Source organism: Sulfitobacter alexandrii, assembly GCF_001886735.1.
In the GTDB taxonomy this organism is placed as follows: Bacteria; Pseudomonadota; Alphaproteobacteria; order Rhodobacterales; family Rhodobacteraceae; genus Sulfitobacter; species Sulfitobacter alexandrii.
This window is the reverse complement of the sequence record NZ_CP018076.1, coordinates 2,169,016-2,191,333: the sequence shown is the minus strand read 5'-3', so window position 1 is coordinate 2,191,333 and position 22,318 is coordinate 2,169,016. Positions and strand designations below refer to the sequence as shown.

Annotated in this window: 28 protein-coding genes; 19 read left to right on the top strand and 9 right to left on the bottom strand. The window is 65.4% G+C overall.

Features of this window, described 5'->3' with window-relative positions:
- Positions 1–54: 54 nt before the first annotated feature.
- The gene (locus BOO69_RS10825; RefSeq protein WP_071972181.1) at positions 55–1,215 is read left to right on the top strand and encodes a FliM/FliN family flagellar motor switch protein; all 1,161 of its coding nucleotides are present in this window, start codon (positions 55–57) and stop codon (positions 1,213–1,215) included.
- Between the two features lie 15 nt (positions 1,216–1,230).
- Here BOO69_RS10825 and BOO69_RS10820 read toward each other — a convergent pair whose 3' ends face one another.
- Positions 1,231–1,653, bottom strand: a complete 423-nt coding sequence (locus tag BOO69_RS10820) for a protein tyrosine phosphatase family protein (RefSeq protein WP_071972180.1) — start codon at positions 1,651–1,653, stop codon at positions 1,231–1,233.
- A 49-nt stretch (positions 1,654–1,702) separates the two neighbouring features.
- Entirely contained in the window at positions 1,703–1,942 is a 240-nt protein-coding gene (locus BOO69_RS10815) for a hypothetical protein (protein ID WP_172839528.1), read from the bottom strand.
- Positions 1,943–2,046: 104 nt separating this feature from the next.
- On the opposite strand from BOO69_RS10815, the gene BOO69_RS10810 reads away from it, so the two are divergent.
- The 4 genes from BOO69_RS10810 to BOO69_RS10795 all read left to right on the top strand — a co-directional run bounded on the left by BOO69_RS10810 (position 2,047) and on the right by BOO69_RS10795 (position 5,627).
- Positions 2,047–2,331, top strand: a complete 285-nt coding sequence (locus BOO69_RS10810; RefSeq protein WP_071972179.1) for a DUF2312 domain-containing protein — start codon at positions 2,047–2,049, stop codon at positions 2,329–2,331.
- Between the two features lie 134 nt (positions 2,332–2,465).
- A complete protein-coding gene (locus BOO69_RS10805) occupies positions 2,466–3,347 on the top strand; it encodes a type IV pili methyl-accepting chemotaxis transducer N-terminal domain-containing protein (RefSeq protein ID WP_216636985.1) in 882 nt (293 codons plus the stop codon).
- Between the two features lie 99 nt (positions 3,348–3,446).
- Entirely contained in the window at positions 3,447–4,778 is a 1,332-nt protein-coding gene (tig, locus tag BOO69_RS10800) for a trigger factor (protein WP_071972177.1), read from the top strand.
- A gap of 171 nt (positions 4,779–4,949) precedes the next feature.
- Positions 4,950–5,627 (top strand): nitroreductase, encoded by a 678-nt coding sequence (locus BOO69_RS10795; RefSeq protein ID WP_071972176.1) that lies wholly within the window; start codon positions 4,950–4,952, stop codon positions 5,625–5,627.
- A 3-nt stretch (positions 5,628–5,630) separates the two neighbouring features.
- On the opposite strand, the gene BOO69_RS10790 is transcribed toward BOO69_RS10795, so the two are convergent.
- The 6 genes from BOO69_RS10790 to rpsF all read right to left on the bottom strand — a co-directional run bounded on the left by BOO69_RS10790 (position 5,631) and on the right by rpsF (position 9,422).
- A complete protein-coding gene (locus BOO69_RS10790; RefSeq protein WP_071972175.1) occupies positions 5,631–6,557 on the bottom strand; it encodes a calcium/sodium antiporter in 927 nt (308 codons plus the stop codon).
- A 118-nt stretch (positions 6,558–6,675) separates the two neighbouring features.
- On the bottom strand, positions 6,676–7,344 hold the full coding sequence (locus tag BOO69_RS10785; RefSeq protein ID WP_071972174.1) for an alternative oxidase: 669 nt from the start codon (positions 7,342–7,344) through the stop codon (positions 6,676–6,678).
- An 82-nt stretch (positions 7,345–7,426) separates the two neighbouring features.
- Complete coding sequence (locus BOO69_RS10780; protein ID WP_071972173.1) at positions 7,427–7,909, bottom strand: transglycosylase SLT domain-containing protein; 483 nt, start codon at positions 7,907–7,909, stop codon at positions 7,427–7,429.
- A 217-nt stretch (positions 7,910–8,126) separates the two neighbouring features.
- Entirely contained in the window at positions 8,127–8,801 is a 675-nt protein-coding gene (rplI, locus tag BOO69_RS10775; protein ID WP_071972172.1) for a 50S ribosomal protein L9, read from the bottom strand.
- Positions 8,802–8,812: 11 nt separating this feature from the next.
- On the bottom strand, positions 8,813–9,040 hold the full coding sequence (gene rpsR / locus BOO69_RS10770; RefSeq protein WP_005852865.1) for a 30S ribosomal protein S18: 228 nt from the start codon (positions 9,038–9,040) through the stop codon (positions 8,813–8,815).
- Between the two features lie 28 nt (positions 9,041–9,068).
- On the bottom strand, positions 9,069–9,422 hold the full coding sequence (gene rpsF / locus BOO69_RS10765; protein ID WP_071972171.1) for a 30S ribosomal protein S6: 354 nt from the start codon (positions 9,420–9,422) through the stop codon (positions 9,069–9,071).
- Positions 9,423–9,739: 317 nt separating this feature from the next.
- Between rpsF and BOO69_RS10760 the strand changes: the two genes are divergently transcribed.
- Together BOO69_RS10760 and BOO69_RS10755 are read left to right on the top strand one after the other, a co-directional pair.
- Positions 9,740–10,231 carry a hypothetical protein gene (locus BOO69_RS10760; protein ID WP_156874908.1) on the top strand — a complete coding sequence of 164 codons (492 nt, stop codon included), beginning with the start codon at positions 9,740–9,742 and terminating at the stop codon, positions 10,229–10,231.
- A gap of 155 nt (positions 10,232–10,386) precedes the next feature.
- Complete coding sequence (locus tag BOO69_RS10755; protein ID WP_071973767.1) at positions 10,387–10,965, top strand: YceI family protein; 579 nt, start codon at positions 10,387–10,389, stop codon at positions 10,963–10,965.
- A 64-nt stretch (positions 10,966–11,029) separates the two neighbouring features.
- Here BOO69_RS10755 and BOO69_RS10750 read toward each other — a convergent pair whose 3' ends face one another.
- A complete protein-coding gene (locus BOO69_RS10750) occupies positions 11,030–12,235 on the bottom strand; it encodes a cytochrome b/b6 domain-containing protein (protein ID WP_071972169.1) in 1,206 nt (401 codons plus the stop codon).
- 158 nt (positions 12,236–12,393) lie between these two features.
- Between BOO69_RS10750 and fabD the strand changes: the two genes are divergently transcribed.
- The 12 genes from fabD to BOO69_RS10690 all read left to right on the top strand — a co-directional run bounded on the left by fabD (position 12,394) and on the right by BOO69_RS10690 (position 22,247).
- Entirely contained in the window at positions 12,394–13,326 is a 933-nt protein-coding gene (fabD, locus tag BOO69_RS10745; protein ID WP_071972168.1) for an ACP S-malonyltransferase, read from the top strand.
- Positions 13,326–13,901 carry a COG3904 family protein gene (locus BOO69_RS10740; RefSeq protein WP_071972167.1) on the top strand — a complete coding sequence of 192 codons (576 nt, stop codon included), beginning with the start codon at positions 13,326–13,328 and terminating at the stop codon, positions 13,899–13,901. The genes fabD and BOO69_RS10740 overlap by 1 nt, the downstream gene beginning before the upstream one ends.
- A gap of 18 nt (positions 13,902–13,919) precedes the next feature.
- Positions 13,920–14,657, top strand: a complete 738-nt coding sequence (gene fabG, locus BOO69_RS10735) for a 3-oxoacyl-[acyl-carrier-protein] reductase (protein ID WP_071972166.1) — start codon at positions 13,920–13,922, stop codon at positions 14,655–14,657.
- Between the two features lie 210 nt (positions 14,658–14,867).
- Positions 14,868–15,101 carry an acyl carrier protein gene (locus tag BOO69_RS10730; RefSeq protein WP_025048350.1) on the top strand — a complete coding sequence of 78 codons (234 nt, stop codon included), beginning with the start codon at positions 14,868–14,870 and terminating at the stop codon, positions 15,099–15,101.
- 164 nt (positions 15,102–15,265) lie between these two features.
- Positions 15,266–15,799 carry a GNAT family N-acetyltransferase gene (locus BOO69_RS10725; protein WP_071972165.1) on the top strand — a complete coding sequence of 178 codons (534 nt, stop codon included), beginning with the start codon at positions 15,266–15,268 and terminating at the stop codon, positions 15,797–15,799.
- Positions 15,800–15,911: 112 nt separating this feature from the next.
- Positions 15,912–16,322, top strand: a complete 411-nt coding sequence (locus BOO69_RS10720; RefSeq protein ID WP_071972164.1) for a hypothetical protein — start codon at positions 15,912–15,914, stop codon at positions 16,320–16,322.
- 106 nt (positions 16,323–16,428) lie between these two features.
- Positions 16,429–17,685, top strand: coding sequence for a beta-ketoacyl-ACP synthase II (gene fabF / locus BOO69_RS10715; protein WP_071972163.1), 1,257 nt, complete (start codon positions 16,429–16,431; stop codon positions 17,683–17,685).
- Positions 17,686–17,688: 3 nt separating this feature from the next.
- Entirely contained in the window at positions 17,689–18,873 is a 1,185-nt protein-coding gene (mltG, locus tag BOO69_RS10710; RefSeq protein WP_071972162.1) for an endolytic transglycosylase MltG, read from the top strand.
- A gap of 173 nt (positions 18,874–19,046) precedes the next feature.
- Positions 19,047–19,388: a hypothetical protein gene (locus BOO69_RS23040; protein ID WP_071972161.1), complete on the top strand. Its 342-nt coding sequence runs from the start codon at positions 19,047–19,049 to the stop codon at positions 19,386–19,388.
- The gene (locus tag BOO69_RS10700; RefSeq protein WP_172839527.1) at positions 19,300–20,670 is read left to right on the top strand and encodes a DNA-packaging protein; all 1,371 of its coding nucleotides are present in this window, start codon (positions 19,300–19,302) and stop codon (positions 20,668–20,670) included. Before BOO69_RS23040 ends, BOO69_RS10700 begins: the two co-directional genes overlap by 89 nt.
- A gap of 184 nt (positions 20,671–20,854) precedes the next feature.
- Positions 20,855–22,033 carry a phage portal protein gene (locus tag BOO69_RS10695; protein WP_071972159.1) on the top strand — a complete coding sequence of 393 codons (1,179 nt, stop codon included), beginning with the start codon at positions 20,855–20,857 and terminating at the stop codon, positions 22,031–22,033.
- Positions 22,026–22,247, top strand: a complete 222-nt coding sequence (locus BOO69_RS10690) for a GTA head formation protein, RCAP_rcc01685 family (RefSeq protein WP_071972158.1) — start codon at positions 22,026–22,028, stop codon at positions 22,245–22,247. The genes BOO69_RS10695 and BOO69_RS10690 overlap by 8 nt, the downstream gene beginning before the upstream one ends.
- Positions 22,248–22,318 lie beyond the last annotated feature (71 nt).

Below are 22,318 nucleotides of genomic sequence, written 5' to 3'. Positions count from 1 at the left end.
GGTAATCACTGCTGCGCTAGGGCTGCCCGGACATCTCATGAACGAACGGGTGCCATGGCGCAGGGGCAGGAAAGATCGGACATCGGCGGTGGCTCGGTGCTGCGGCGCAAGACCGATAGCGGGCGGGCGCTGCATCAGGCGCGCGCCATGACCCTTGCCAAGGCGTTGCGGCTGGGGCTGGCCAAGACGGGCGACGATCTGATGGGTCTGACGTTGGCGGCCCTGTCCATCCGGGTGGAGGAAGTCGCGGGCGACGCGCTCGAAACCTGCTTTGACGGGGAATACCTGCTGATGCTGCTCGACGGTCCCGGCGGGCGTCCGGCGGCGGCGGCATTGGACCCGCAACTGGTCGGCGCGCTCATCCAGCAGGAAACCATGGGGCAGGTGCTGCCCGATCTGGGCGGGCCGCCGCGCGCGATGACCAACACCGATGCCGCCGTCACCGCGCCGTTCGTCGACGGGATGATCTCGCGCGCCGCCTGCCTGCCCGACGACGCGCAGGAGCGTCAGCTGATCGAGGGGCACCGCTTTGGCAGCCGGGTGGATACGCCCCGCCTGCTGTCGCTCGCGCTGGAGGAACCGCGGTACCGGATGATCCGTATCGCGGTCGACATCGCGGGCGGGGTGCGGCAGGGCCACATGCTCCTCTGCCTGCCGCTGCCGGAGGAGGCCCCGGTCACCGGCACGGTCGATACGACAAGCGACGCCGGGAGCAATCCGGCAGCCCGGCCAAGAACGCTGGGCGACGGCGCATTGCTGCTGAACGTGGATCTGACCGTTGCCCTTGCGCGGCTCAGGCTGCCACTGGCGCGCCTGAGCGCCCTGCGCGTGGGCGAGCTGCTGCCGCTCGACAGTGCCCGGTTCGACCTCGCCGAGGTGCTGAGCCCCGCGGGGGGCAGGTTGGTGCGGGGGGTCTTGGGGCAGATCGACGGCTGCCGTGCCCTGCGTATCGTTCCGGAAGAGACGGGCGGTGTCGTCCCGCACCGGCGGGCGACGGACCGGGAAGCGGCCGGGCAGCCTGACCCTGTCCCGCTGGGCGGCGCTCCGGCCCCGCAAGGGGATGCGCTATGGGAGTCGTCCGATACCCTGGCCGAGGCGTCGGTCATGCCGGACCTGTCCGACCTGCCCGAACTCACCCTGACCGACCCGGAAGATCCGCTGCCATTCGACGGTCTGGCCGAAGCTCAGGGTCTGCCGGAGCGTAAGGCCGGGTGACACCCGGGCCGCGGCTCAGGTGAAGGATGCGTCGAGCGCGGGGCGGATGTTCGAGATGTCGTACCCGCCGCCGCGGGCGGCAGCGACGATGTCATCCGCGGGCATCCGCCCGGCCTGTCCCAGCGCCCAGGCGATCGTGGACCGTGTGCCTGAGGCGCAATAGGCCAGCACGACGTCGTCGGTCTCCGCCCCGAGGGCACGGTTCCGGGCGATCACGTCCGGCACCATGGTCTGATGGGTCAGGGGCTGCACCTCGAAGGCGATGCCGGCCGCCTCTGCCGCGGCGCGCATCGCTTCGGCCTGATGGCTGGGCGGCACCTCTGCGTCCGGGCGGTTGCACAGGATTCGGGTGATGCCTGCATCGCGAATAGCCTCCATGTCGGAGGGATCGATCTGCGGGGCCACGTAATAGCGGGGGGTCAGTTGTCGCATGTCCATGGCACGATTTACGCCGGGCCGCGCCCCGCTGTCCAGCGGCGCCGTGCGCCTAGCCCAGAAAGATGCCGACGATGACCATCATCAGTCCGATCACGGACAGGAAAAGCGCCCCGAGGTTCAGCGGTATCGCCGATTTCAACACCGCGCGCATCGCGTCATCATCCAGCTTGGCCCGCTTGGCCCGCGACACGCTGATGATGCACCACACGAGCCCCAGCAGGCCCAGAAGCGAAATCGCCGCGCCGGTCCAGATCACGATATCCAGAATTGTGATGTCGGTCGTCTCCATGGCGCCTGCGCTACGCCAAAGGACGCGTCGGATCAAGTGCGTCTTGCAGGGCGCGCGGCGCGCTTGTAGTCAGTGCCGATCAACCCCAAGCGCAGGAGCAGGCGATGAGTGATACAGGCACCAACCCCGACGTGGTGGATACCGTGGGCGATGCGACCTACCGGGTGACCGCCAACGAACTGCGCCAGTTCATCGAGCGCATCGAGCGGCTGGACGCCGAGAAGAAGGACCTCGCCGACCAGCAGAAGGAAGTCATGGCCGAGGCGAAGGCCCGCGGCTACGACACCAAGGTGATGCGCAAGGTCATCGCCCTGCGCAAGCGCGACAAGGATGACATCGCCGAGGAAGAAGCGGTGCTGGAAATGTACAAGGAAGCGCTGGGGATGTGAGCCGCCGGGCGGCCGGGCAGAGCTCGCTTAACGTCATGGAAAGCCTTAGCGCCTAAGTCCGGTTCGACAGAACCGGGGGTTGGCGGATGACGCGGGCAGCAATCACAGAACGAAGAAGTGCGTTTCGCGGACCCTTGGGTCGCGTCCTCGGGCTGGCAATCGTGGTTTTAACCTGCCTTGTCCCGCGTGTTGAGGCGGCTGACTTCGTCGGGATGCACGCCGCGAACGCGCAAACACGCATCGATCTGGCCGGACGTCAGCGTATGCTGACCCAGCAGATGACAAAGGCGGTCTGCCTTGCGCTGCCGGGAAAGGCTGATGCGCAGTGGCGCGAACAGGCGCTTGCCGCCGCCGTCACGTTTGAGGAAACGCTGCAAGGGCTGCGCGCGGGGTCGCCGGAGGCCGGTCTGGCACCTGCGCAGACGCCGCAGGAACGTGCGGCGCTGGAGACTGTTCAAGAGGTGTCCGCCGCCTTCACCGCGTCGGTCAAGCAGTTGGCGTCGCGTGACCTGCATACGGTCGCCATGCAGATCATGATCGCGCGCAACCTTGCCGTGCTGGCCCGGATGAACGAAGCTGTCGGCGTAATCGAAGCCACCGCGGGCCGGGGCTACAGCAACCCGGTCGTTGCTGCCACGATCAACCAGGCGGGTCGGCAACGGATGCTGACCCAGCGCATGGCCAAGAATCTCTGCCTGATCGCCGTGGAACTGGATCGGGAACGAAGCCTGAAGGACCTGTCGCAAAGCGCGGCGCTGTTCTCGGAAACCCTGGAGGGCCTGTTGCACGGCAACGCCGCCGCCAACCTGCTGGCCCCGCCGACCCCCCGGATCGCGGCAAAGCTGGAACAGGTGAGCGATATGTGGCGTTCCCTGCACCCCGCGATCGCGCAGGTGCAGGCGCAGGGCACGATCGGGGAGGCCGAGTTGCAGGACACTGTGGCGCAGCTGGACGCCATTCTGGTCGAGATGAATGCCGCCGTTACCCTTTGGGCGGCCTATTCCGGCTCATTCTGAAAGGCAGGCGCGACCCCCTTGCAAGCGGTCTGCAACATCCATAGAAGGACGGAAATTTATCCGCGCCCCTCGGCGCGGCCTCTTTCTTATGGAGCACACATGCAGGTCAACGAGACGCTGAACGAAGGTCTGAAACGCGGCTATGCCATCAAGCTGACGGCGGCCGAACTGGACGCAAAGGTCAACGAGAAACTTGCCGAAGCCCAGCCCGACGTCGAGATGAAGGGCTTCCGCAAGGGCAAGGTTCCCCTGGCGCTGCTGAAAAAGCAGTTCGGTCAGCGCGTCATGGGCGAAGCGATGCAGGAAAGCATCGACGGCGCGATGAACGAGCACTTCGAGAAGACCGGCGACCGCCCCGCGATGCAGCCCGAAGTCAAGATGACCAACGAGGACTGGAAAGAGGGCGACGACGTCGAGGTTTCCATGACCTACGAGGCCCTGCCGGAGATCCCCGAGGTCGACCTGTCGAAGATCAAGCTGGAAAAGCTGGTGGTCAAGGCCGATGACGCGGCCATCGACGAGGCGCTGGCGAACCTTGCCGAGAACGCGCAGGATTTCAAATCCCGCAAGAAGGGCGCCAAGGCCAAGGACGGCGATCAGGTCGTGATGGATTTTGTCGGCAAGGTGGATGGCGAAGCCTTCGAAGGCGGCGCCGCAGAGGACTATCCGCTGGTGCTGGGCTCCAACTCCTTCATCCCCGGATTCGAGGAGCAGCTGGTCGGCGTGAAGGCGGGCGAGGAAAAGACCGTCACCGTCAACTTTCCCGAGAATTACCAGGCCGAGCATCTGAAGGGCAAGGAAGCGACTTTCGACTGCACCATCAAGGATGTGAAGGAACCCGTCGCCGCCGAGATCAACGACGAACTGGCGACCAAGTTCGGTGCCGAGGATCTCGACGCCCTGAAAAAGCAGATCGCGAAGCGTCTCGAGGCGGAATACGCCGGTGCATCGCGCGCCGTGATGAAGCGCGGGCTGCTGGACGAGCTGGACAAGATGGTCAGCTTTGACCTGCCGCCCTCGCTGGTCGAGGCCGAGGCAGGCCAGATCGCGCATCAGCTCTGGCACGAGGACAACCCCGACGTGCAGGGCCACGATCATCCCGAGATCGAAACCACCGACGAGCACAAGAAGCTGGCAGAGCGCCGGGTCCGCCTTGGCCTGCTGCTTGCCGAAATCGGCCAGAAGGCCGAGGTCCAGGTTTCCGATGCCGAAATGACCCAGGCCATCATGAACCAGGCGCGTCAGTACCCCGGCCAGGAGCGCCAGTTCTTCGAGTTTGTCCAGCAGAACCAGCAGATGCAGCAGCAGCTGCGCGCGCCGCTGTTCGAGGACAAGGTCGTCGATCATATCGCCGAGCAGGCGAAGGTCGACGAGAAGGAAATCTCGAAGGATGAGCTTCAGAAAGCCGTCGAGGCTCTCGACGACGAATAAGCGGCGTCCATGACGCTGTGCGGGGCCGTGTCCACTGGGCGCGGCCCTTTGCGTTTCCGGGCCGGTGATTCCAAAACTTCAACGTCTTTGCCGTTACGTTACCACTCCCGCCGATTGACCCGACCCATGCAAAGCGGGACGTTGGCGCGGATGAAGACGAGGAGTAATTCCATGAAACTTGATGAAGCGATGCTCGAACGGCGCAGCATCCGCGGCTTTACCCGCGAGGCGGTGCCGCGTGCGCTTCTGGAAGAGATCATCGAACTGGCGATGCGCGCGCCCTCGTCGATGAACACGCAGCCCTGGCATCTTCACGTCCTGACCGGAGAACCGCTCGAACGGGTGCGGGAAGGCAATTCGTCGCGGATGCTGGCCGGCGTCCCGCCCCAGCGCGAGATCAGCGACCATGGCGCCTACGACGGGCCGCACCGCGAACGGCAGGTCGAAATCGCAAAGCAACTCTTCGGCGCCATGGGCATCGCCCGTGAGGACAAGGAACGCCGCCAGGATTGGGTCATGCGCGGCTTTCGGCAATTTGACGCGCCGGTGTCGATCGTCGTCTGTTTCGACAAGAGCCTGACCGAGAAGGGCACGATTGCGCATTTCGACCTTGGCGCCGTGACCTATGGTCTGGTGCTGGCCGCCTGGAGCCGGGGGCTCGGGACCGTCATAAACGGGCAGGGGATCATGCAGTCTCCGGTCGTCCGGGAACACGCGCAGATCCCCGACGATCAGGTTATCCTGACCTGCGTCGCCATGGGCTGGCCGGATGACAGCTTTTCCGCCAACGCGGTGCGGTCCACCCGGCGCAGCGTGGACGAGGTGGCGCGCTTCGTCGGGTTCGACTGACGTTCAGCCGTGGATCAGCAGGCCGGTGTAGGCAATGTACCCTGCCAGCAGCGCCGCGCCTTCGCCCCGGCTGATACGCCGTCCCGTCGTGCCCATGAACAGCACGGCAAGCGCGGCGGCGGTCATCACCCAGATATCCAGTGACGCGAATTGGGCGGGGACTTCCATGGGGCGCACCAGTGCCGTGACACCCAGGATGCCCAGCACGTTGAAGATGTTGCTGCCGATGATGTTGCCGAAGGCCATGTCGGCCTGACCCTTGCGGGCCGCGATGATCGAGGTCACCAGCTCCGGCAGGGACGTGCCGACCGCGACGATGGTCACGCCGATCAGCGCCTCTGAGACACCCCAGGCGGCTGCCACGGATACCGCGCCCGCGACCAGCGCCCGCGCCGCGAGGATCGTGACGATCAGCCCCAGCAACAGCCCCAGCGCCCCCCGCCACAGCGGCGGTGGCGCCAGCGCCTCCGCCTCTTGCGAGGCGGCGTCATCCCCCCGGCGCAGCGCCGATACGAGGTAGAGCGCAAGACCGGATATCAGCAGCAGGCCCATCGGCCGGCTGACGGTGCCGAAGAGCACGAGGGCGAAGGTGGCAAATGTCGCACCCAGCATCACCATGCCGTCCCGGCGCAGCGTGCCCCGCGCCACGGCGATCGGGCTCAGCGCGCAGGTCAGACCCAGAATCAGCAGGATGTTCGCGATGTTGCTGCCGATCACGTTGCCCATCGCGATCCCCGCGGAGCCGGCAAGCGCGGCCTGAACCGATGTCACCAGTTCGGGCATCGAGGTGCCGAAGCCGACGAGCGTGAGGCCGATGACAAGCGGCGAGACGCCCCACCGGGTCGCGAGGCCCACCGCGCAGTTCACCAGCCAGTTGCCGCCAAGAAGAAGCCCCGCAAAGCCCGTTGCGATGAGCAGAAAGTCGATCATGTTGATTGTCCACCAGGTACGGGGTGGACAGGGTGCCGATCACCCCGTCGCCCGGTGCTTTGCTACATTGCCCCGCGCGGCGCGTACTTCAATAGCCCGCAGGAAATTTCGTCGCCGCTCAGGGTCGGTGGCCGGCGTCAGGGGCGGGTTTCCGGCCCTGCGCCAGTTCGTCGGCCATCTCGTGGTTGCGATCCCGGTGGCCCGCCTCGTCCGCGCGGACCTGGATCACGACATCGCGCAGCCGGCTGTCGGCGGGCATGCCCCAGTAATCGACCGCGAGGGCCGGCGCCGGGACGTTTTCCACCCGGCCCGCGTCGATCTCGGCCAGGTACTGGGTGTAGCTGATCACCGCCTCCTCCTCGAGGTAGGCGACGACCCGGTGGGCGGTGCGCGGCGCGAAAAGATAGAGAAAGAAGTAGAAGTTGTAGAAGACCGCCTGACCCACCATGATCAGCACCCGCTCCAGCCGGGAGGGTTGCGCGATATGGATGAAGGTCATCAGGTGCATCCGCTCGTTCTCGGCCTCGTCCAGCAGTTCGCGGATCCAGCCTTCGTCCTCGCGGATGTAGCGGATCGCCTTGAGATGCTGAAGCAGCCCGCCCACCATGCCGGGAACGGCCGCGACGGTTTCGAGCACCACGGCGCGGTGACCGTACCGCTTCGAGAAGAAGGCGTCGGCAAAGACCCTCATGAACCGGACCGTGCGCAGCGCGATGCGATCATGGATGTCGCGCGGGGGCCGGTGCGTGGCGATATCGCCGTCGTGGCGGTTGCCGATGTCGAACATTTTCCATCTCCGTGTTTTTCGTCCGAGAGATGGGGGGCGGGCGCATCCGCCGCAATCCGGTGCGACAAGATGCGCCGTGGTGTCAGCCCTTGCGCAGACCGGTCTCTACCAGCATGCCGCGGCGCTTCGCTTCGTAGTAGTAGCCGCGCGCGTACCACTTGATCGCGGTGGCCTGATCGCCATCGGACAGGAGCCATGCACCGCGCAGGTACTTCAGGGCGTATTCGAGGTTGGTATCCGCATCCAGCAGATCGCTTGGCGCACCCTGGAAGCCCATGGACCGGGCGGTGGCGGGCAGGATCTGGAGCAGGCCGTAGTAAGGCCCGTTTCGCGCGCCGGGATTGTGGGTGCTTTCGCGGATGGCGAGGCGGTGCACCAGCGGGCGGGGAAGGTCGTAGTGATCGGCCCAGAAGTTGATCTTCTGGCGCAGTTCAGGCGTTTCGTTGGGATGGAGAGGGATGGCGGGCTGCTGGACGAAGGCCTGCGGTTCGGGCGTTGCGGCACATGCGGAGACAGCAGCGGCGCAGAGCAGGGCCAGTGCGACGCGGCGGATGTTCTGGAACATGATCGGATTCGCAGTTGTTGAAACTGGCGAGACCCTACCGGGCCGAAAAAATCGGGCAAGTTCGTGGTTCCGCCATGCGCGGGAAATCGCGACTCGCTGCGCGGGAATCGGCGCACGGGGTATCGTCGTCAGGGACCGGACCGGGCGAGGCGCCGGCAGAAACGAAAAGCGCCGCGCGGATCTCTCCGCGCGGCGCTTCGATGTGATGAGGAAAGGATCAGCCGCGGCCTGCGGTGTCTTCCTGATCGCCGGACAGCTTCGCGTCCAGTTCGTCCTTTTCGAGAACGGCAGGCTCGTCGGTCTGCTGCTCCACTTCGGTTTCCAGTTCGTCCAGTTGCGCTGCGCCGATATCGTCGAACAGCTCCTGGATTTCGAACTCGGCTGCCGCTTCTTCTTCGGCGGCCAGTTCCTGGATGGATTTGCCGGACGCCTGAAGCTCCGCCTCTTCGGGCGAGCGGGCGACGTTCAGCTGGATGGTCGCGTCGACCTCGGGGTGTAGGACGATCTGCACGTCGTGGAGGCCCAGTTCCTTGATCGGTGCGCCAAGGACCACCTGGCGGCGGTCGATGGTGAACCCGCCCTCGGTGATCGTGTCGGCGGCGTCACGGGTGGTGACGGAGCCGTAGAGCGCGCCGGCGTCGGAGGCGGAGCGAATCACGACGAACTGCTGACCGTTCAGCTTGTCCGCCAGTTTCTCGGCCTCTTTCCTGGTTTCCAGGTTCTCGGCTTCAAGCTGCGACTTGCGTGCCTCGAAGGCTTCGATGTTGGCCTTGGAGGCAGACAGGGCCTTGCCCTGCGGCAGCAGGTAGTTGCGGGCGAAGCCGGGCTTCACCTCGACAACTTCGCCCATCTGTCCCAGCTTGGCGACACGTTCCAGAAGGATGACTTGCATGTGCTCTCTCCTTACTTGACGGCGTAGGGCAGCAGGGCGAGGAAGCGGGCGCGTTTGATGGCACGGGCCAGTTCACGCTGCTTCTTCGCAGAGACTGCGGTGATGCGGGAGGGGACGATCTTGCCGCGCTCGGAAATGTACCGTTGCAGCAGGCGCGTGTCCTTGTAGTCGATCGCAGGAGCGTTGTCGCCCGAGAAGGGGCAAACCTTGCGACGGCGGAAAAATGGTTTTGCAGCCATGAGTTATGTCCTTTTGTTCAAGCGTTGATCAACGGCGTTCGCGACGGTCGGAACGCTCGTCGCGCTTCTGCATCTGCACCGACGGCAGTTCGGCATGTTCGTCGACCTTGATGGTCAGGACGCGCATGACGTCGTCGTGCAGGCGCATAAGGCGCTCCATCTCCTGCACGGCGGTTGCGGGTGCATCCGAGCGCAGGAAGGCGTAGTGGCCCTTGCGGTTCTTGTTGATCTTGTAGGCCATCGTCTTGACGCCCCAGTACTCGCTGTCGACGAGTTTCCCGCCGTTGTCGGACAGGACGGTGCCAAAATGTTCGATCAGGCCTTCGGCTTGCGTGTTGGACAAGTCCTGACGCGCGATCATGACATGCTCATATAGCGGCATGCGTTCTCCTATTTGTATCAAGGCGCATTTCAAAGGCGGGGCGAAAGACCCTTGCTGCCCCACCACGAGAGACTGCGCGGTTCATCGTCTTGCAAGGGAATGGCCGATATACACGGTTTGTGGCGCAGGGCAAGAACCCGGCGCCTTTTTTCGCATCTGACCCAACGGGCGCTGGCACGGCCGCAACCTTTGGGCCGGCGGAGCGAGCCGCCCCGCCGCAACAAGGTCCGATCCGTGCCCCCGAGCCGCCCATTTCTCGCCCGAATGGCGGAGCAGAGTTGCCGCGGACCGATGAGGGATCGGGCAGGGAGGATACCATGACGGCTAGCGCGGATTTCATGACGAGGAGGGGCATCACGGAGGCGCCCGCGTCGATGGTGGATGGCGGCCGCATGCTGGTGCGCAGCGTGCAGCGCATTTTCGGCGCCGGTCTGTTTCTTGCCGCCTTCGTGATCTGGCTGGCCCCGGTTACCGAGCAGCATGAGGTGATGCTGTTCCGGCTGTTCCTGTCGGCCGCCGCCGCGATCGCCGGGATCGGCTTGATGCTGGCGAGCGGCAGGCCCGCGTCGCCCGAAGTCCGCATCGACACGATTCGCCGCACGGTGAGCCTCGTGCGTCCCGGTGTGGAAGGGCGGCACGCGATGCTGTCGCACTGTGCCTTCGCCGACCTCGGCGCGGCGGAGATCACGGGTGGCGTCGTGCGCCTGTGGGATGGTGGGGGCCGCCTGCTGGCCGTGGTGACCCTGACCGACAAGGTGGTTCTGAACAGCCTGATCAACGGTCTGCGGGACGCGGGCAAGATCGCCTGACGTGATGCCCTGCCGGCTCCGCGCACATATGCCGGCGCGCAGAGGGGCAAGTGTTTGCTGACGCGCAGACCATGTGAGGACATGTCGAGTTGATAGAAGGCCGGGAAGGCGCACATGTGGCGCTGGAACGAAACACCTTCAACACGGAGTACCTCATGAAGAATCTGATGTTCGCCACCGCGCTTGTACTCGGGGCAACCGGCAGCACGGCAGCCATGGCCGCCGAGAAATATACCCTTGATCCCAGCCACTCGCAGGTCGTCTTCAACTACGAGCACCTGGGCTTTTCCACGACCTACGGCGTTTTCTCGGGCTTTGACGGCGAGATCATGTTCGATCAGGAAGACCCGGCCGCGTCGTCCGTCAGCGTGTCCATGCCGGTGATGTCGATGTTCACCGGTTGGGAACAGCGCAAGGATCACTTCATGTCCGGCGACTTCTTCGGCGCGCAGGAGGGTGACATGATCACCTTTACCTCCACCGGGATCGAGGTCACGGGCGAGGATACGGCGCTGATCACCGGCGACCTGACCATGAACGACGTGACCAAGTCCGTCGTGCTGGACGCCAAGCTGAACCAGATGGGCGACCATCCGCAGGAAGGCAAACCCTGGGCCGGGTTCGACGCGACCACCACCCTGGTGCGTTCCGACTTCAACCTCGGCGCCTTTGCACCCTACGTCAGCGACGAGGTGCAGGTGATGATTTCGATCGAGGCGATGAAGGCCGAATAACGCCTCGCCAATGCGAGACAGCAAGGCCGGGGAATTCCCCGGCCTTTTTCATTGCGCCTCTGCCTCAGGCGTCGGGTTCGGCGCGAATGGCCGTCAGCCGGATCGCGACATCCACCGCGAAACCGAGGCTGTCTTCATTGGGCATGTTGTCGCCGATACCAAAGTCGCGCCTGTCAAGCGTGATGTCGGCGCGCATTTCGGCGATATCGCCGTTCAGCGACAGTAGGAAGGGCATGGTCAGAGGCACCTTGTTGCCCTTGATCTCCAGCGTGCCAACAGCCTCGTACCCGTCGCTGGCATGGCGGATATTCCCGGTGAAAACCGCGGTCGGGTGTGTCTCGGCATCGAAGAAGTCGGCCCCCATCGCCTGCTGGGTGACTGATCCAAGGGTCAGCGACGGGATGGAGATGGTTGTGGTCACATCGCCCGCGACGCCGGTGACCGTCGTGTCGTCGAACGTGATCGCGGCGGTCCAGTCGGCAAAACTGCCCTCGACCACCGAGCCGAACTGCGTCACGGCGATGGCGATTTCTCCCTCCTGCACCTGCCAGTCGGAACTGACCTGCGCCAGGGCAGGGCCGGCGGATTGCGCCGTTCCGTCCGGCTGCCCGGTGCCGAGAGCCAGCCCCAGAGCCGCGCACCATATGACTCCCGCCGCGATCGCGGGAACAAGAGCCGAGTGCTGTTCGGGAAGGGGGCCGAGCGGCGGCTCGCCGGGCAGCATCCGGCGCAGGGTACCGTCCCGGTCGATGAGGTGATGCTTGAGCGCCCCGGCGACGTGCAGCAGGATGGCGGCGATCAGCACGCGCCCGGCAAAGTAGTGGACCGCGGCGAACGCGTGTTCCACGGCAGTCGATTTCGGCACCAGCGGCAGGTTCTGCCCGAAGGGCCACCAGATCGGGGCAAACCCCGACGCCGCGGCATGGGCGATCCAGCCCGAAAGCGGAACGACCACGAGTGCGCCGTAAAGCAACCAGTGCACCAATTCCGCGAGAAAGCTCTCGCTCCGGCGATCGGCGTTGAGAAGTCCCGGTTTGGGCTGCGTCAGCGCCCAGAGGATGCGGGCAAGAGCGACGGCGAACACGAGCACGCCCAAGGTCTTGTGCAAAGAGAACATCCAGGCCTTGCGGGCCAGTTCCGCATCGGTGTCATAGGGTAGGGCTTCGGCCACGAGGCCGAGCACGATCAGTGTCAGGATCAGCAGCGCGGTCAGCCAGTGGAAGGTCTTGCTGACTGCGCCGTAGCGGATCTGTGTGTTGGTCAGGGGCATCTGCGTCTCCGGTCTCGGGTGGCGACAGAGATAGAGATTGGCCCGCCGAGGGCAATGCCCGTTCCCGCAGGGGGGCTGTGCGGTCGTGCGCGATGCGGGCCGGTCTTGTTCCGCCGCCGCGCCCGCGCTAGACCCGTCCCAATCAGTTGGAGGGCTTCATGAGCATCGCATTCGTATTCCCGGGCCAGGGCGCCCAGACCATCGGCATGGGCAAGGCGCTGGCGGAGCGCTATCCGGAGGCGCGCGCGGTTTTCGATGCCGTCGACGAGGCGCTGGGCGAAAAGCTGTCGGCGCTGATCTGGGAAGGCGACGCCGAGGCCCTGACGTTGACGGAGAATGCACAGCCGGCGCTGATGGCGACTTCGATGGCGGCGCTCGCCGCCCTGCAGGCCGAGGGTATCGGGCTGGACCGTGCGGCCTTTGTCGCCGGGCATTCGCTGGGGGAATACTCGGCGCTTTGTGCCGCCGGAACCTTCTCGCTGGCCGATACGGCGCGTCTGCTGCGCATCCGGGGACGCGCGATGCAGGCGGCCGTCCCGGTTGGTGAAGGCGCGATGGCCGCGGTGCTGGGGCTGGAGGCCGATGCCGCAGAGAAGGTCGCCGCGGAAGCCGCGCAGGGCGATGTCTGCCAGTTGGCAAACGAGAACGATCCCAGTCAGAACGTCCTGTCCGGCAGCAAGGCCGCCATCGACCGCGCCGTGATCCTCGCCAAGGAGGCGGGTGCCAAGCGCGCGCTGCCGCTGCCGGTGTCCGCTCCTTTCCACTGTGCGCTGATGCAGCCCGCCGCCGACGAGATGGCCCGCGCGCTGGGCGAGGTCGAGATGAAGGACCCGTCCGTGCCCTTGGTCGCCAATGTTCTGGCCGAAAGCGTGACCGACGCGGCCCGCATCCGCGACCTGCTGGTCGAGCAGGTGACAGGGCGCGTGCGCTGGCGGACTTCCGTCGAATGGATGGCGGCGCAGGGCGTGACCGAGTTCTGGGAGATCGGCGCGGGCAAGGCCCTGTCGGGAATGATCCGCCGCATCGCCAAGGACAGCACCTGCCGTGCCATCGGGACGCCGGAAGACGTGGCGGCGCTGAAGGACGCCTGATGATCCGCGCCTTCGCCCTTGTCCTGCTGCTTGCGCTGGCCTCCTGCGCGACGATCGAGAATGCCTCCGACGGCACGACGATGCAGGTGGAGGGCGACCGGCTGTACCTGTCGGGCACGATCACCAGCCGCACGCCCGCGAATTTCGAGCGTATCCTCGCACGGAACCCGCAGGTCAGGACGCTGGTGCAGACCCGCGTGGACGGGTCCATCGACGGCGCCGCGACCATCCGGATGGGGCGTCTGCTGCGGGCGCGGGGGATGGACACGCACCTGCCGCCCGGCAGTATCGTGGACAGCGGCGGGGTGGACCTGTTCCTTGCCGGCACCCGCCGTACCATGGCGCCGGGCGCATCGCTGGGCGTACACAGTTGGCGCAACGCCTACCGCGAGGGGAGCAGCTATCCGCGCAATTCCCCCGAGCACGAGATGACGCGCCGCTACGTGGCCGAGATGCTGGGGAGTGACGCGTTCTACTGGTTCACTCTGGCCTCCGCGCCGTCGGACGGTATCCATGAACTGACGCCGGGCGAGATTGCCCGTTATGGCCTGCTGACGCAGCCGGCCGCGAACTGACTACGAAAAGGAAGAGACATGTTTGATCTGACAGGGAAAAACGCGCTGATCACCGGCGCTTCGGGTGGCATCGGAGCGGACATTGCACGGCAGCTGCATGCGCAGGGTGCCAGCGTGGGACTGTCCGGCACCCGGACCGAGCCGCTGGAGACGTTGAAGGCGGAACTTTGCGAGCGCGCGCATGTGCTGCCCTGCAACCTGAGCGACATGGCCGCGGTCGAGGCGCTGCCCAAGCAGGCGGCCGAGGCCATGGGATCGGTCGATATTCTGGTCAACAACGCCGGCATCACCCGCGACAACCTTTTCATGCGCATGTCGGACGAGGAATGGCAGTCGGTTCTGGGTGTGAACCTCACCGCCACTTTCAAGCTGTGCAAGGGGGTCATGCGCGGCATGATGAAGGCGCGCTGGGGCCGGATCGTGAACATCTCTTCCGTCGTCGGCGCCACGGGCAACCCGGGGCAGGCGAATTACGCTGCGTCCAAGGCGGGGCTCGTCGGCATGTCGAAATCGCTGGCCTACGAGGTGGCAAGCCGGGGGATCACCGTCAACGCCGTTGCGCCGGGCTTCATCACCACCGCGATGACGGACAAGCTGACCGACGATCAGAAATCCGGAATCATGGGCCAGATCCCTGCGGGACGCATGGGGACCGCGGCGGAAATCGCCAGTGCGGTGGTGTATCTGAGCAGCGTGGAAGCGGCCTATGTGACCGGTACGACCTTGCACGTGAACGGCGGCATGGCCATGTTGTAGGACCGCGCCTTATAACATTTGCGTGCCATGCATCATGTGCTAAAGGGGGCGCAGAATCGCAGACGAGGGTGCTTGCGCGCCCCATGGGCCTTGTGCGAACAAGGATCAGAGCCGCCCCGGAAACGGGGCATTCGCCAACCGCTGAGGACCAGCACGAGGCTAGTATAATAGGGGGGTCATGCCGATCCCCGGAAGACATGAGGACTTATTATGAGCGACGTCGCAGACCGCGTGAAAAAGATCGTTGTGGAACACCTTGGTGTTGAAGAGGACAAAGTGACCGAGAACGCGTCGTTCATCGACGATCTGGGCGCAGACAGCCTCGACACCGTCGAGCTGGTGATGGCGTTCGAAGAAGAGTTCGGCATCGAGATCCCGGACGATGCGGCCGAGAACATCCAGACTTTCGGCGACGCGGTGAAGTTCATCAAGGAAGCTTCCTGAGTCCATTTGCCGGAGGTCTGACCACGGCACGAAGTATCGAACGGCGTCGTCCTCCGCGGATTGACGCCGTTTTTCGTTTCTGCGGTGCGGCGAGGGTTGCGAAGCAGCGGCGCCATTTGGTTAGGTGCGGGCAGGCAGTTTCCAAGAGTGAAAGAATTCACCGCATGTCCCGCACCGTTCCGACGATCAACACCAGCCGACTGACCCTGCGTGCCATGCGCCGCGAGGATTTTCCGCGTTTCGCGGAAATCTGGGCGACCCCCGCCGTGGTCACGCATATTTCCGGCAAGCCCTGGCCGAAGGCGCGGTCATGGGACGCCTTTCTGCGCAATGCCGGGCATTGGCAGATCGCGGGCTTCGGGCAGTGGGCCATCCAGATCCACCGTCAGCCGGAAATGGCCGGGCAGACCGGTTTCTTTTTCGGTTCCAGAGGGTTGGGAGAGGATTTTGATCCTTTTCCAGAAGCCGGCTGGGTGCTCGAGCCGGGCGCGCAGGGCCGGGGACTGGGCCTTGAAGCCGCGCAGGCGGCACATGACTGGTTCGATCGGGTCGTGGCGGGACGCACCGTCTGCCTCATCACGCCCGAAAACGAAGGATCCCTGCGGATCGCCGAGACGCTGGGCTACAGCGCGCTGCGCGAGGCGACGCTGGACGGTGACCCCGTTCTGCTGCTGACCCGCAAGGGACCGCCGGTCTGAGCGAAATCCCGTGTCCGACGGCGGAACCCCGCGCAGGGTAGGGATTGCCTGACTTGCTGCCCCGTTTCGGGGGTGGCCTACTGACCGGTATTGGTATTGAAGGTCTTTCGATATGGTCACCTTTTCCGAATTCCTGCGACACAGGCAACACCTGCTGATTTCCGTGTCGGCGCTTTACCTTACGCTGTACATGGTCGCGCAGTGGCCCCAGGCCGCACCGCACGTCTGGCTGACGGCGGCTGTCGTCGCGATCTACATCAACCTGTCCTACCTGACGGAAACCAGCGGCCACCGGACGCCTCTGGGGCCGGAGACACTGATCGCGCTCCTGCTGATCGGAGGGGCTGTTCTGGGTCTGGCGACATCGCCGGCGGTGCTGGTCGTCGCCATATTCGCCCAAGGCATCTGGCACCTGCTGCGACGGTTGCAGCATGGCCTGCCGCTGATGTCGCTGGACGCGCTGGGCTGTTTCGTGGCCGACATGAGCTATGGCCTTGTTCTGCTGGTGCTTTCGCTGCGCTGAATGCCGCGCGGCGGCGCCTGCCTGATCCCGCCGAGCGCAGCCTCCGCTCTTGAACACGTGGGCCCGGCCAATGTATAGGCCTCACAAAGACATGAGGGGGCACGAGATGCGCAGAGTTGTGGTGACGGGACTGGGTTTGGTGACGCCCTTGGCCGACGGGGTCGAGGCAAGCTGGTCACGCATTCTCGAAGGGCAATCCGGCGCGGGTCCGATAACCCTGTTCGACGCGAGCAATCTCGTCACCCAGTACGCCTGTGAAGTGCCCTTGGGCGACGGGTCGGACGGGACTTTCAACGCCGACAAGTACATGGAGCCGAAAGAGCAGCGCAAGGTCGATACCTTCATCCTGTTCGGCATGGCCGCCGCGCAGCAGGCGGTCGAGGATTCCGGCTGGATGCCGGAGGATCGCGAGAGCCTCGAACGTACCGGCGTGCTGATCGGGTCCGGCATCGGGGGGCTGAACTCCATCGCCAATACCGCCGTCATGATGAAGGAAAAGGGGCCGCGCCGCGTGAGCCCGTTCTTCGTGCCCGGTGCGCTGATCAACCTGATCTCCGGTCAGGTGTCCATTCGGTACGGCTTCCGCGGGCCCAACCATTCGGTTGTCACCGCCTGTTCGACCGGCGCGCATGCCATCGGGGATGCTTCGCGTCTGATCCAGCATGGCGATGCGGACGTGATGATCGCCGGCGGTGCCGAAGCGGCGATCTGCGAGATCGGCATCGCGGGCTTCAACGCCTGCAAGGCGCTGAGCACCAAGCGCGGGGACGATCCGAAGAAGGCAAGCCGGCCCTACGACGCCGATCGCGACGGGTTCGTGATGGGCGAGGGTGCCGGGATCGTCGTGCTGGAAGAGTACGAACACGCCAAGGCGCGCGGCGCCAAGATCTATGCCGAGGTGCTGGGCTATGGCCTGTCGGGCGACGCCTATCACATCACCGCCCCGGCCGAGGACGGCGACGGCGCGGAACGGTCCATGCGCAGTGCGCTGCGCGGTGCGGGGCTGGAGCCTTCGGACATCGACTACATCAACGCGCACGGCACATCGACCATGGCGGACACCATCGAACTGGGCGCGGTCGAGCGGATGCTGGGCGACGCGGCAGGGAAGGTCACCATGTCGTCGACCAAGTCCGCCACGGGGCACCTTCTGGGCGCGGCCGGGGCGATCGAGGCGATCTTCTCGATCCTCGCGATCCGCGACCAGGTGGCGCCGCCGACCATCAACCTGGACAACCCGGCGGTGGAAACGGCCATCGACCTTGCGCCGAACCGGAAGGTGGAGCGCGAGATCAACGTGGCGCTGAGCAATTCCTTCGGATTCGGTGGAACCAATGCATCCGTCCTGTTCGGGAAGGTCTGAGGCATGTGGCGACATATCGCGTCCAACGCGGTGACCTTCCTCATCATGGGGCTGTTCCTGCTGGGCGGCGTCATTCTCTGGGGCAAGGGCGAATACCAGGCCGAGGGGCCGCTGGATCAGGCGATTTGCCTGCAGGTCGAGCGGGGTTCGAACATGCGCCGGGTCAGCCAGAAGCTGGTCGATCAGGGCGCGATCTCCTCTGCCGCGATCTTTCGGATCGGTGCGGATTACGAGGAAAAGACGTCGCAGCTCAAGGCGGGCAGTTTCCTTGTCCAGCCGGGGACGTCGATGTCGCAGATCGTGGACGTGGTCACCCGTGGAGGTGCCAGCACCTGCGGAACCGAGGTGGTCTATCGCGTCGGCGTGAACCGGATCTCGGTGCAGGTGCGGGAGCTCGATCCGACGAGCAACCGTTTCGTCGAGCGGGCAGAGTTCACGCCCGGCGAGGACGAGGTGCCCGAGATCTTCGCTACCACCAAGGAGAAGGCTGATACCCGGTTCCGCGTGGCTGTCGCCGAGGGCGTGACAAGCTGGCAGGTGACCGAGGCGCTCAAGGGGATCGACCTGCTGGAGGGCAACATCGCGGAGATCCCGGCCGAGGGCGCGCTCGCCCCGGACAGTTACGAGGTGCGTCCCGGTGACGACCGGGCGACGATCATCGCGCAGATGGCGGCCCGGCAGGAATTGCTGGTGGCCGAGGCGTGGGAAGCGCGTGATCCCGATCTGCCGATCGGGAGCCCGGAGGACCTGCTGATCCTCGCATCGATCGTGGAGAAGGAGACCGGCGTGCCCGAAGAGCGCGGTCAGGTGGCCTCGGTCTTCGTGAACCGGTTGAACCAGAACATGCGGCTGCAGACGGACCCGACCGTGATCTATGGCATCACCGAAGGAAAAGGCGTGCTGGGACGCGGCCTGCGGCGGTCGGAACTGCGCGCGGAGACGCCGTGGAACACCTATGTCATTACCGGTCTGCCGCCCACGCCCATCGCGAACCCGGGTCGCGCGAGCCTGATGGCCGCGGCCCAGCCGGATGAGACCGACTTTGTCTTCTTTGTCGCGGACGGCACCGGTGGCCACGCGTTTGCCACCACTCTGGAAGAACACAATCGGAACGTGGCGCGCTGGCGCCAGATCGAGGCCGAACGCGGAGCGGCGGCGGCCGGCAACGCATCCACAGGCGGGAACTGACGCAACGCGCCGTCGGTTAAGTATCTGTTAAAGAAGAAAAACTTGACTTTGCGCACGGTCTGAAGTACAAACCCTGTCATGCTAGGACAGGCGTCAGGCGGCCCCGGGATGACCCGGGAGCCGCCTTTTTGATGTCTGTTCGGTCGGGGACCCCCAGAAAAGGTTGAGGCGGCATGTCAGGCACGACGCTGAACGACGAGGTAGCATACAACACCGAAGTTTTTGAGGCCCTCCAGAAGGCTGTCCGGGATCTGCGACGGCGGATCGAGACGCTGACACGGGAGGCAGGCAGCCTTGAAGACATCGACACGAAGGCGATGGCCCAGAGCCTCAGGGACGCTCTGGCGCTGATCCCGCAATGTGCAAAGGCGGAGAACATTCTCAATGAAAGCAGAAACAAGCAAGCAGGCATTGCCAACGGAAATCATGCCCTCGACCTGGACAGGGCCCGGGCTGAGATCGGGTGCAAGCTGGATCGCCTGCGCCGATGTCAGCCTCCAAAACCGGTTTCTTGACTCCCTCTCGGAAGAAGAGCTGCTGTCGCTGCCCTTCCTATTCGAGTTCTGGGCGATGGAGCACCAGTTGCCGCCTGAAGGCGACTGGCGGACCTGGGTGGTGATGGGCGGCCGGGGGGCGGGCAAGACGCGCGCCGGTGCGGAGTGGGTCCGCGCCATGGTGGAGGGCGCGCGACCGCTGGACCCCGGCAAATGCCGCCGGATCGCGCTGGTGGGCGAAACCATCGACCAGGCGCGGGAGGTGATGATATTCGGGGATAGCGGTATCCTCGCCTGTTCGCCGGAGGATCGCAGACCGATCTGGGAAGCGGGGCGCAAGCGGCTGGTCTGGCCCAATGGTGCCGTGGCGACGGTACACACGGCCCACGACCCGGAAGGGCTGCGCGGGCCCCAGTTCGATGCCGCATGGGTGGACGAGCTGGCCAAATGGAAGAAGGCGGAGGAAACCTGGGACCAGGTGCAGTTTTCGCTGCGGCTCGGTGACGACCCGCGTGTCTGCGTCACGACGACCCCGCGCAACGTGCCGGTGCTGAAAAGGCTTCTTGCCTCGCCCTCCACGGTTACCACCCACGCACCGACGCAGGCGAATTCGGCCAACCTTGCGCAGTCTTTTTTGGAAGAGGTCATGGCGCGCTATGCGGGTACGCGGCTGGCCCAGCAGGAGTTGGAGGGTGTCCTGCTGGTGGATGCGGAAGGGGCGCTTTGGACGTCCGCGATGCTGGAGGCCGCGCACATCGACATCCTGCCCGAAATGGACCGGATCGTCGTGGGTCTGGATCCGGCAGCCTCCGCGGGCGCCGGGTCGGATGCCTGCGGGATCGTCGTCGTTGGTGCGCAGACACGGGGGCCGGTTCAGGACTGGCGCGCTTTCGTGCTGGCCGATGCGACGGTCGAAGGGGCCACGCCCTCGGGCTGGGCACGTGCGGCGATTGCGGCGATGGAACGGTTCGGTGCCGACCGGCTTGTGGCGGAGGTGAACCAGGGGGGCCAGATGGTGGGTGAGGTCCTGCGCGGGGTCGATCCGCTGGTCCCGCTGAAATCCGTGCACGCCAGCCGCGGAAAGGTCGCTCGGGCGGAGCCGGTGGCGGCCTTGTACGAACAGGGCCGGGTCCGCCACGCAAGGGGGCTGGGCCGGCTGGAAGAACAGATGTGCCGGATGACCGCGCGGGGCTACGAGGGCGGCGGGTCGCCGGACCGGGTCGATGCGCTTGTCTGGGCGCTCCACGAGCTGATGATCGAGCCGGCGGCGAAGTGGCGCGCGCCGGCGGTGCGCAGCCTCTAGCGATCATCCATGGATGCAGCGTCGCCTCGCCGGTGGATCGGCGCGGTGGCATTCCGGCGTCGAGAGCGGGGCTGTTGCGCATCGACCGCGCGGTGGCCTTCCGGGAATTTAACGCGTTTGAGGCAAAGTGTCTGCATGTCGGGTGAGACGGGAACCGGCGGCAGGCGAGATGAGGAGCGATGGCATGGTTTTTGATTTTCTGCGACGTGATGCGGTGGCGGGCCAATCCGAGCAGAAGGCATCGGCGACGGGGCCCGTCGTGGCCTACCAGACCTCCGGTCGCGTGGCATGGAGCGCGCGCGATACGGCCAGTCTCACCCGCACGGGGTTCTGCGGAAACCCCGTCGGCTTTCGGTCGGTAAAGCTGATTGCCGAGGCGGCGGCGGCCCTGCCGCTCGTCGTTCAGGATTGTCACCGCCGCTACGACAGCCATCCGCTGGCGGACCTGTTGGCCCGGCCCAACGGGGCGCAGGGGCGGGCGGAACTGCTGGAAGCGCTCTATGCCCAGCTTCTGTTGAGCGGGAACGCTTATGTGGAAGCCGTCGTCGGGACGGTCGATCTTCCGGTCGAACTGCACGTGCTGCGGTCCGACAGGATGTCGGTGGTGCCGGGGGCCGACGGCTGGCCGGTCGCCTACGAATACGCGCTGGGCGGATCGAAGCACCGTTTCGCGGCCAGCGAAGGTGCCATGCCGATCTGTCATATCCGCAATTTCCATCCGCAGGACGATCATTACGGGTTTTCGCCGATGCAGGCGGCGGCGATGGCGCTGGACGTGCACAATGCTGCCTCGCGGTGGTCGAAGGCGCTGCTGGACAACGCTGCCCGGCCCTCCGGCGCCATCGTCTATCGCGGTGCGGAGGGGCAGGGCAAGCTGGGGGAGGATCAGTACGCGCGGCTGGTCGCCGAGATGGAAAACCATCATCAGGGCGCGCGGAACGCCGGCAGACCGATGCTGCTGGAAGGGGGGCTGGACTGGAAGCCGATGGGGTTCTCGCCCAGCGACATGGAATTCCAGAAGACCAAGGAAGCGGCGGCGCGCGAGATCGCGCTGGCTTTCGGGGTGCCGCCGATGCTGCTGGGGATCCAGGGGGATGCCACATATGCCAACTACCAGGAGGCGCATCGGGCGTTCTATCGCCTGACGGTGCTGCCGCTTGCCACGCGGGTCACCGCGGCACTGGCGGCGTGGCTGGCCGGATTCAGCGGCGAGGCGACCGAGCTGAAGCCGGATCTCGATCAGGTTCCCGCCTTGGCGGCGGAGCGGGATGCACAATGGGTGCGGGTGGCGCAGGCAGATTTTCTGACCCAGGCCGAAAAGCGCGGTCTGCTGGGCCTGCCGCCGGTGGCCGACGATGCTTGAAACGGGGATGGACCGTTTCGATTGCGCGCCGGGCCTGCGGCTTCAGGCGCACGAGGAGGTCAGCCGCATTCATCGCGAGAACCTGCTGCGCAGGCTCGACCAGATGGAAGAGGTGATCGCGCGGATGGAAAAGCGGCTCTGGCTGACGGTCTACGGGGTGGCCGCGGTGATACTGGCGCAGGCGGTCCAGTCATTTCTGGCGGTGACACCCTGAGTCACTGAAATTCACAGGAGACCACATGAAAGATGAGCAAGGCGGCCCCGGCGCGGTTCCGGGGAACGGAG

Bases quoted from the DNA above. Each gene is read 5' to 3' on its own strand.
- BOO69_RS10825 (WP_071972181.1), top strand. From the start codon at position 55: ATGGCGCAGGGGCAGGAAAGATCGGACATCGGCGGTGGCTCGGTGCTG.
- BOO69_RS10820 (WP_071972180.1), bottom strand. From the start codon at position 1,653: ATGGACATGCGACAACTGACCCCCCGCTATTACGTGGCCCCGCAGATC.
- BOO69_RS10815 (WP_172839528.1), bottom strand. From the start codon at position 1,942: ATGGAGACGACCGACATCACAATTCTGGATATCGTGATCTGGACCGGC.
- BOO69_RS10810 (WP_071972179.1), top strand. From the start codon at position 2,047: ATGAGTGATACAGGCACCAACCCCGACGTGGTGGATACCGTGGGCGAT.
- tig (WP_071972177.1), top strand. From the start codon at position 3,447: ATGCAGGTCAACGAGACGCTGAACGAAGGTCTGAAACGCGGCTATGCC.
- BOO69_RS10795 (WP_071972176.1), top strand. From the start codon at position 4,950: ATGAAACTTGATGAAGCGATGCTCGAACGGCGCAGCATCCGCGGCTTT.
- BOO69_RS10790 (WP_071972175.1), bottom strand. From the start codon at position 6,557: ATGATCGACTTTCTGCTCATCGCAACGGGCTTTGCGGGGCTTCTTCTT.
- BOO69_RS10785 (WP_071972174.1), bottom strand. From the start codon at position 7,344: ATGTTCGACATCGGCAACCGCCACGACGGCGATATCGCCACGCACCGG.
- BOO69_RS10780 (WP_071972173.1), bottom strand. From the start codon at position 7,909: ATGTTCCAGAACATCCGCCGCGTCGCACTGGCCCTGCTCTGCGCCGCT.
- rplI (WP_071972172.1), bottom strand. From the start codon at position 8,801: ATGCAAGTCATCCTTCTGGAACGTGTCGCCAAGCTGGGACAGATGGGC.
- rpsR (WP_005852865.1), bottom strand. From the start codon at position 9,040: ATGGCTGCAAAACCATTTTTCCGCCGTCGCAAGGTTTGCCCCTTCTCG.
- rpsF (WP_071972171.1), bottom strand. From the start codon at position 9,422: ATGCCGCTATATGAGCATGTCATGATCGCGCGTCAGGACTTGTCCAAC.
- BOO69_RS10760 (WP_156874908.1), top strand. From the start codon at position 9,740: ATGACGGCTAGCGCGGATTTCATGACGAGGAGGGGCATCACGGAGGCG.
- BOO69_RS10755 (WP_071973767.1), top strand. From the start codon at position 10,387: ATGAAGAATCTGATGTTCGCCACCGCGCTTGTACTCGGGGCAACCGGC.
- BOO69_RS10750 (WP_071972169.1), bottom strand. From the start codon at position 12,235: ATGCCCCTGACCAACACACAGATCCGCTACGGCGCAGTCAGCAAGACC.
- fabD (WP_071972168.1), top strand. From the start codon at position 12,394: ATGAGCATCGCATTCGTATTCCCGGGCCAGGGCGCCCAGACCATCGGC.
- BOO69_RS10740 (WP_071972167.1), top strand. From the start codon at position 13,326: ATGATCCGCGCCTTCGCCCTTGTCCTGCTGCTTGCGCTGGCCTCCTGC.
- fabG (WP_071972166.1), top strand. From the start codon at position 13,920: ATGTTTGATCTGACAGGGAAAAACGCGCTGATCACCGGCGCTTCGGGT.
- BOO69_RS10730 (WP_025048350.1), top strand. From the start codon at position 14,868: ATGAGCGACGTCGCAGACCGCGTGAAAAAGATCGTTGTGGAACACCTT.
- BOO69_RS10725 (WP_071972165.1), top strand. From the start codon at position 15,266: ATGTCCCGCACCGTTCCGACGATCAACACCAGCCGACTGACCCTGCGT.
- BOO69_RS10720 (WP_071972164.1), top strand. From the start codon at position 15,912: ATGGTCACCTTTTCCGAATTCCTGCGACACAGGCAACACCTGCTGATT.
- fabF (WP_071972163.1), top strand. From the start codon at position 16,429: ATGCGCAGAGTTGTGGTGACGGGACTGGGTTTGGTGACGCCCTTGGCC.
- mltG (WP_071972162.1), top strand. From the start codon at position 17,689: ATGTGGCGACATATCGCGTCCAACGCGGTGACCTTCCTCATCATGGGG.
- BOO69_RS23040 (WP_071972161.1), top strand. From the start codon at position 19,047: ATGTCAGGCACGACGCTGAACGACGAGGTAGCATACAACACCGAAGTT.
- BOO69_RS10700 (WP_172839527.1), top strand. From the start codon at position 19,300: ATGCCCTCGACCTGGACAGGGCCCGGGCTGAGATCGGGTGCAAGCTGG.
- BOO69_RS10695 (WP_071972159.1), top strand. From the start codon at position 20,855: ATGGTTTTTGATTTTCTGCGACGTGATGCGGTGGCGGGCCAATCCGAG.
- BOO69_RS10690 (WP_071972158.1), top strand. From the start codon at position 22,026: ATGCTTGAAACGGGGATGGACCGTTTCGATTGCGCGCCGGGCCTGCGG.